This is a genomic window from Microvirga arabica, assembly GCF_016811235.1.
Classification (GTDB): Bacteria; Pseudomonadota; Alphaproteobacteria; order Rhizobiales; family Beijerinckiaceae; genus Microvirga; species Microvirga arabica.
Genome location: NZ_JAFBID010000139.1, coordinates 1 through 7,551 on the forward strand (window position 1 = coordinate 1; position 7,551 = coordinate 7,551).

Annotated in this window: 7 protein-coding genes; 3 read left to right on the forward strand and 4 right to left on the reverse strand. The window is 65.3% G+C overall.

The features are described 5' to 3' along the window. Nucleotides 1-232: 232 nt before the first annotated feature. Complete coding sequence (gene purC / locus JQC81_RS31460) at nucleotides 233-1,042, reverse strand: phosphoribosylaminoimidazolesuccinocarboxamide synthase (RefSeq protein WP_203275703.1); 810 nt, start codon at nucleotides 1,040-1,042, stop codon at nucleotides 233-235. A gap of 351 nt (nucleotides 1,043-1,393) precedes the next feature. On the opposite strand from purC, the gene JQC81_RS31465 reads away from it, so the two are divergent. Together JQC81_RS31465 and JQC81_RS31470 are read left to right on the forward strand one after the other, a co-directional pair. Continuing rightward, a complete protein-coding gene (locus JQC81_RS31465; RefSeq protein ID WP_203275704.1) occupies nucleotides 1,394-1,717 on the forward strand; it encodes a DUF1476 domain-containing protein in 324 nt (107 codons plus the stop codon). Nucleotides 1,718-1,778: 61 nt separating this feature from the next. After that, entirely contained in the window at nucleotides 1,779-2,549 is a 771-nt protein-coding gene (locus JQC81_RS31470) for an HpcH/HpaI aldolase family protein (protein ID WP_203275705.1), read from the forward strand. 5 nt (nucleotides 2,550-2,554) lie between these two features. Here the strand turns inward: JQC81_RS31470 and JQC81_RS31475 are convergent, their stop codons facing one another. After that, nucleotides 2,555-3,199 (reverse strand): DNA-3-methyladenine glycosylase family protein, encoded by a 645-nt coding sequence (locus tag JQC81_RS31475; RefSeq protein ID WP_203275706.1) that lies wholly within the window; start codon nucleotides 3,197-3,199, stop codon nucleotides 2,555-2,557. A 35-nt stretch (nucleotides 3,200-3,234) separates the two neighbouring features. Between JQC81_RS31475 and gluQRS the strand changes: the two genes are divergently transcribed. Then, a complete protein-coding gene (gluQRS, locus tag JQC81_RS31480) occupies nucleotides 3,235-4,107 on the forward strand; it encodes a tRNA glutamyl-Q(34) synthetase GluQRS (RefSeq protein WP_203275707.1) in 873 nt (290 codons plus the stop codon). A gap of 4 nt (nucleotides 4,108-4,111) precedes the next feature. Here the strand turns inward: gluQRS and JQC81_RS31485 are convergent, their stop codons facing one another. Together JQC81_RS31485 and JQC81_RS31490 are read right to left on the reverse strand one after the other, a co-directional pair. Then, complete coding sequence (locus tag JQC81_RS31485) at nucleotides 4,112-5,029, reverse strand: AEC family transporter (RefSeq protein WP_203275708.1); 918 nt, start codon at nucleotides 5,027-5,029, stop codon at nucleotides 4,112-4,114. Between the two features lie 6 nt (nucleotides 5,030-5,035). Then, nucleotides 5,036-7,069: a M23 family metallopeptidase gene (locus JQC81_RS31490; protein WP_203275709.1), complete on the reverse strand. Its 2,034-nt coding sequence runs from the start codon at nucleotides 7,067-7,069 to the stop codon at nucleotides 5,036-5,038. Nucleotides 7,070-7,551 lie beyond the last annotated feature (482 nt).

The window sequence follows — 7,551 nt, forward strand, 5'->3', positions numbered from 1 at the left end:
TCCACCGGAGTGCAGCGAAGCCGCCTTGCCTCCCGCGCTTCCCTTGAGTGCCCGAGACAAGCCACGACAAAGCCCACCACCGCCACCCCACAAGGGGAGGGAGCGAATCCTTGTGCTCAAACGCGGCGGCGATCCTCCCTATGGGAGAGCGTGAGGATCAGGCGTTTCACAACCGGGCAACAAAAAGCCCGGCACGACGGCCGGGCTTCGCATTACTGAGCAGGCAGAAGGCTCATCCCTGCACGAGGCGCGGGCCGCCCGTGACCGGGTTGTCGTTCTCGGACAGGATGCCGAGCCGGCGGGCAACCTCCGTATAGGCCTCGACCAGCCCGCCCATGTCCCGGCGGAACCGGTCCTTGTCGAGCTTGTCCTTGGACTTGATGTCCCAGAGGCGGCAGGAATCAGGGGAGATCTCGTCGGCCACGACGATGCGCATCATCTCGCCTTCCCAGAGGCGCCCGGTCTCCAGCTTGAAGTCGACGAGGCGGATGCCGACGCCGAGGAAGAGGCCCGACAGGAAGTCGTTGACCCGGATGGCCAGCGCCATGATGTCGTCGATCTCCTGGGGGGAGGCCCAGCCGAAGGCGGTGATGTGCTCCTCCGAGACCAGCGGGTCGCCGAGAGCATCGTTCTTGTAATAGAATTCGATGATCGAGCGGGGAAGCTGCGTGCCCTCCTCGATGCCCAGCCGCGTGGCGAGGGATCCTGCCGCGACGTTGCGCACGACCACCTGCAGCGGAATGATCTCCACCTCGCGAATCAGCTGCTCGCGCATGTTGAGACGGCGGATGAAGTGGGTCGGGATGCCGATGTCGTTCAGATGCTGGAACAGGTATTCCGAGATCCGGTTGTTGAGCACGCCCTTGCCGTCGATCACCTCATGCTTCTTGGCATTCGCGGTGACGTTGAAAGCGGTCGCGTCATCCTTGAAGTGCTGGATGAGCGTACCGGGTTCCGGGCCCTCATAGAGGACCTTCGCCTTGCCCTCATAGATGCGACGGCGACGATTCATAGGCGTGTACCGTGGTTTGAGAAAATCCATTTGCCGTGGCTCCTGGGGGTGTTCATTTTGTAGATCCGCGGCCAGAGCATCGTGCGGAAAAGTGGATTCGGTTTTCCGGTCACACGATGCTCTCATTCAAGAAGAAAGCATCGGATCCGACCCCAAAAGTGCAAGTCCACTTTTGGGTCCGATGCTTTGACGTTAAGCGCGGCTTTTCACCGGCGCTCCGCTTGGGGCAACCTATCCGATCCCTCGGGCAAGCACAACGCGGAGGAGAGTTGAAGGCGGGCAGCGAGCCTAAGGCGCCGATCATAAAGATGGGGAGCGTCTGGCGCCGCCGCGAGTGCGCCCATATATCGCATGAAGGCCCAACCTCAGGAGAGTGACCGAATGACCTCTTTCGACGACCGCAGGAACGCCTTCGAGACGCAGTTCGCCCATGACGAGGATCTGCGCTTCAAGGCGACCGCCCGCCGTAACAAGCTTTTCGGGCTCTGGGTCGCCGAGCGCCTCGGCAAGACCGGTGATGAGGCGGATGCCTATGCCAGGAGCGTCGTTCTGGCCGATTTCGAGGAAGCGGGCGACGCCGATGTCCTGCGCAAGGTGAGCCAGGATCTCGACGGCGCCGGCAAGTCGATGGGCGATTCCGACCTTCAGGCCAAGCTCAACGAGCTGACCGGACGGGCGATCGAAGAGGTCAAGGCGGGCCGGTAACGGCCCTCTCCGCCCGCTCCGCTCCACCTCAAGACCGCTAAGAACCAGCCGAAAGGGCGCCATGCCGACCCAACCCTCCTTCCCCGAGCGCCTGAAAGGCGGCACGCCCCTTCTGACGGCCTGGTGCGGCCTGCCGGATCCATCCATCGCCGCGACCCTGGCCCGCGAGGATTTCGACGCCGTGGTGCTGGACACGCAGCACGGCTCGATCGATTTTTCCGCCTCCCTCCAGGCCATTCCGCTGGTCGCGGCGGCGGGGAAGCCGGCCATCGTCCGCATCCCCGTCGGGGATTTCGCCACCGCGTCCCGCTATCTCGATGCGGGCGCCTCGGGCATCATCGCGCCCATGATCAACACGGTGGAGGATGCCCGGCGGCTCGCTGCCTTCACCAAGTTTCCGCCCGTGGGCGAGCGCAGCTGGGGCGCCTATGGGGCGCTTGCGCTTACGGGGCTCGAGCCGGGCGCGTATCTCCGGACCGCAAACGACCTTGCCGTTTCCTTCGCCATGGTGGAGACCCGGGAGGCGCTTGCCATCATCGACGACATCCTGGCTGTGCCGGGAATCGACGGGGTCTTCATCGGCCCCTCCGACCTGTCGATCGCGCTGTCTGGCGGGAAAGGGGTCGACCCGACCAGCGCCGAGGTGGACAGAGCCCTGGATCATGCCCTCGCCCGGGTGAAAGCCGCCGGCAAGATCGCGGCCATCTATGCGGTGTCGGGCGCTCGGGCGGCGGAACTCTCCGCCAAGGGCTTCCATATGGTCTCCATCGGCAGCGACATGTCCATGCTGCGCGCCGGAGCCCATGCTGCGCTGGCTGCCGCCAGAGCTTAGGCGCGTCAGGTCGGCGCTCCCTCCCGGGCCTTAGCCGCCCGGTAATAGGCCCAGAGCACCTTGGCGGCGACGCCACGCCAGGGCCTCCAGCGTTCGGCCAGGACGTTAAGCGCTTTGGCATCGGGCCTCTGCTCTAGGCCATAGGCAAGGCGGGCCGCCTCCTGCACGGCCAGGTCTCCGCTCGGAAACGCATCCGGGTACCCGAGGCAGAAGAGCAGGTAGACGTCGGCGGTCCAGGGGCCGATCCCCTTCACCCGCGTGAGGAGGCTGTGGGCCTCGTCGGCCGGATGGCTATGGAGTTCGTGGAGCGGCAGCCGCCCTTCGACGATCTCCGTCGCCACGGCACGGAGAGTTCGGACTTTTCCGGCCGAGAGGCCTGTTGTCCGCAGGCTCTCGTCGGACAAGCGCAGAAAGGCCTCCGGGGTCGCGGGTTCGAGAATGGCCCGCAGGCGGCCCCAGATCGCCGTGGCGCTCGCGGTGGAAACCTGCTGGCCCACCACGATCCAGGCGAGCCCCTCGAAACCGGGCGGGCGCTTGCGCAGCTGCGGCACGATCCCCTCGTCGGCAAGCCGCGCCATGACCGGGTCGGCCTTTGCCAGCGCCGCCAGGCCCCTCTTGAGAACCGCGTCCGTTTCGAGGAGGGTGGCCATTCCTTTTGCGCTCCTTTTGTCCCACGCAGGCTCCCGTGACGAAGCCCGTCTTTCGATTCGCCCCCAGCCCCAACGGACGGCTGCACCTGGGCCATGCCTATTCGGCCCTGCTCAATGCGGATTTCGCCCGGCGCTTCGACGGCCGCCTGCTTCTGCGCATCGAGGATATCGATACCACACGCTGCCGTCCCGAGTTCGAAGCCGCGATCTACGAGGATCTCGCCTGGCTTGGGCTCCAATGGGAAGAGCCGGTGCGGCGGCAGTCGGAGCATTTCGACGATTGCCGCGCCGCCTTCCGCATCTTGAAGGGGAGGGGAGTTGTCTATCCGTGTTTCTGCTCCCGTAAGGAAATTGCCGAGGCGGTTGCCTTCCGTGAGGCGGAGACCGGCAAGTCCTGGCCCCGCGATCCGGATGGCGCCCCGCTTTATCCAGGAACCTGCCGACACCTGCCGGTCGGTGACATCGAACGGCGCATCGCCTCCGGCGAACCTCATGCCTGGCGGCTCGATGGGGCGGCTCTGAAGAGGCAGCTGCCAGGATCCCACGGCTACTCCAGGTTCGACCACAACGGCCGCGAGGAGAGAGTGGTTGCAGATCCCTGGCGTTGGGGCGATGCGGTGATCGTGCGCAAGGATACGCCGACGAGCTATCACCTCTCCGTGGTCGTGGACGATGCGCTCCAGGGCGTTACCCATGTGGTCCGCGGCCAGGATCTCGAGGCCGCCACCGATCTCCATGTCCTGCTGCAGACACTGCTCGGGCTTCCGACGCCGCTCTACCATCACCACGGGCTCGTGCGCGACCCCGAGGGCGACAAGCTGGCCAAAAGCCGCCAGTCGCAATCCCTGGCCGAGTTGCGGGAGGCAGGGGCCTCGCCCCGGGATATCCGGCAGCGCCTGGGTTTTTGAGGCCTCAGCCAACCCCCAGCACGTAGAGCCAGACCAGGGTGCTCCCCAGGGCCAGGAAGGTCGAGAGCGTCACGGCGCTCGAGGCCAGGGCCACGCCCTCTCCGTAGCGCTCCGCGAACAGATAGGCGTTGATGCCGGACGGGCAGGAGGCGAAGAGCACCGCCACGCCCGCCCAGACCGGCGGCATCTGGAAGACCTGCGTGGCGAGGAGCAGCACCACCAGAGGATGTACCACGAGCTTCAGGAAGGAGATCAGCGTGGGCAGCTTCCAGCCCATCTGCAGGCCATAGCGGCGAAGCGCGATCCCCATCGAGATCAGGGCGCAGGGCACGGCCGCGCTCGCGAGCAGGTCCATCACCTGCCAGGCCGGCGCCGGCACATAGGAAGCGATCGGGCGGAAGGCGGATCCCGCCAGGATAGCGACCACGATCGGATGGGTCAGGAGACGGCGCAGGATGAGAAGGGGCGAGGCCTGCCGTCCCTCGGCCAGGATCGTCGCAAGCGTCATGGTGACGGGAAGATGCACGGCGATCAGAAGGAAGAGCGGCACGGCGCCCTCGTCGCCATAGGCCTTGAGGATCATCGGGATGCCGACGAACACGGTATTTGCCTGGCCGGCCGAGAACCCGGCCACGACCCCGGAGACGCCTTTGATGCCGAAGAAGTGGCGGCCAAGGGCGGTGGCCAGAAACCAGACCACGGCCACGCCGGCAAAATACGAGATCCAGTAGCCCCAGGGCTGGACGTCCGGGATCTCGGCCCGGACGAGGGTGCGGAAGATCAGGCAGGGGAGGGAGAGGGTGAAGACGAACTCGGACAGCCCTTCGCCAACCCGCTCGGAGACGAAGCCCGTCTGGCGCGCGATATAGCCGATGCCGATCAGGCCGAAGACCGGCAGGACGATCGCGAACAGGTCAAGCATTCGGGTTTATCGGAGTTCGGCGCGCTGGGAGAGGCTGACGGCGGCCACGCTGTGGGACATCAACTCGTCGACCTGTTCGCGCTGACGCTTGAACTCCACCAGCCCGCGGCCTTCGAGCTCACGCCCGCGGGGCAGGCGGATCTTCAGCGGGTCGACGAAGCTGCCGTTGATGATCACTTCATAATGGAGGTGCGGGCCTGTCGAGAGGCCGGAATTGCCCACATAGCCGATGACCTGGCCCTGCTGCACCCGCTTGCCGGGCGTGATGCCCTTGGCAAAGCTGGACATGTGGGAATAGGCCGTCACATAGCCGTTGGTGTGCTGGAGCTCGACGCGGCGGCCATAGCCCGAATCCCATTCCGCCTTGATCACCGTGCCGTTGCCTGCGGCAATGATGGGCGTGCCGACCCTGTGGGCCCAGTCGACGCCGGTATGCGGGCGCGAATAGCCCAGGATCGGATGATAGCGCGAGCCGAAGCCCGAGCGCAGGATGCCGTCGGCGATGGGTTTGCGAATGAGGAACTTCTTGAGGGAGCGGCCTGCCTCGTCGAAGAAGTCCACGGTGCCGTCGTCACCCTGGTAGCGGTAGACGCGGCGCTGCTCCCCGCCCACCGTCAGGGAGGCGTAGAGAACCTCCGGGGTTCCGCTCTCGTCGTCCGAGCCGAAGAAGACCTCGAAGGCGTCGCCCTGCGAAACCCGGCGCTGGAAGTCGACGTCATAGCCGAAGATACGCACGAGTTCGTCCACGGTCTCCCGCGGAAGATCGTTCTTGAGGGCCGTCTCGTAGAGGCTCTCGTAAAGGCGCACGCCGCCGCGGGCATCCTCCTCACCTTCCTCCTCGGATGCGTCCGCGACCTGGCGGGTCGCCGGATCCTCGGGAGGAGTCACGGACACGAAGACGCCGCGATCGTTGGTGGCTGCAATCCCCTCGATGCCCCGCTCGCCGAAGGCGATCACGCGTACGATCTGCCGGGGGTCTCCCAGGCGGGGACCCGGGGCGATCAGAATCCGCAGCCTCTGGCCCTCGGTCATGCCCTCTACCTTGATCCGGGCCGAGAGGGCGGAGGTGATGGCGGCAATCTGCTCCGGGGTTCCCCCGTAGCTGCGCAGAGCCGTCTCGAGGGTCTCGCCCTTGCGGAGAACCACGTCGCGCTCCTCGATGAGAGGAGGCATGGCCTTCTGCTCGATCTTCGCAAGATCGGTCACATTCTCCGGCACGACCCGAACCTCGATCGTGCTGAAGGGGGCATCGACCACGCGTGCATAGCCGAGGGCATCGCCGAGAGCCTCCGGCGGCCGCAATGTTCTCGATAGCATCTGCTGGGCCGGGATCGACACTGTGGTTCGGCGACCGGCCTCGTTGAAGACCCGGCGCTCCTCCTCAAGGATCGCGACAACATCATTGTCGGTCAGCGATGGGGCGCTTGCCTCGATAGCCACCGGTGCAAGATCTCGCCTGAGAACCGAAACGTCGGCATCGGCAACTTCGGGGGCCGGTTCGACCCGTCCCTCCGTCTCCTCCGCGAACAGGCGCAGGGGATTGAAAGGCGGGATGTCGGCCGCGTAGGTGCCGGCGGTGAGCGACAGGTTCGTGGCGACGCGCACGAACTGGCGTACCTTGATCGCCTCGCGCTCACCGTTGCGGATCGTCATCGGGGCCTTGAAGCTCTGGCGCGCGGAGACCGTTGTCTCGGTCATGTTCAGCCGGTCGGCCTTGCGGGCCACGTTCGTCGCCCGCTCCTCATCCTTGGGTGAAGAGGTGCGACCACTGAGGGCTGCGCGCTCCGGAGGCAATGCCGAGATCGCCGCACCTTCGAAGGTGATATAGATGGAGGCCCCGATCAGGGCGGCCCCCGTGACACCGGTCAGAACACTGGCACCGAGCCAGCGCAGGTTGACCTCCCACTTGTCGATCTCTGGTGCATTGCTGCCGCTGCTGTTCAGAGGAGGCTCATGCCCGAGATCGATCCCGGACGACAGGTGTGACGCGCTCCTATGGGCGCCTCCGGCATGGCTGTCATCGGGGGGGAGATGGCTCATGGTCCCTGTCGAGTGTCGATGCGTGTGGGTTGCTGTCACAGACACCAGAAGGCCATCTAGCACAAGAGACGGCAACCGCACAGGTCAATAGATAAGCTTGCGCAGGACACCAACTCTATAAGAGGGGAGGCCCGCTGCGGCTCTGCTTCCTGCCTTTCTGTGTCCGCAGTGAGGCAAGGCATGCAAAAACCTGTGCGGCAGGCCTCCGGACGGCGGCTTTCGCGGACCGTCAAAAAACTTTCACAAGGCCGTTGACAGGCCAAAAGGGTTCGGCCTATATACCGCCCATCGACGGCGGCCACTTTGGTGGCTGTCGGCAGGAACTTCCACAGAGGCTGGGCTGGTGGGCCTGACATTCAGTCGGGACCGAGGTCTGTTCTGCGGAAGCTCTGTTTTGTCTCTAGCGGGAATTTTGCTCTTTGACATTGTTGAGAGGGGAAGAGAAGCGTAGGCGGCGGTGTCCTTGCGCCGATCCGAGAGGA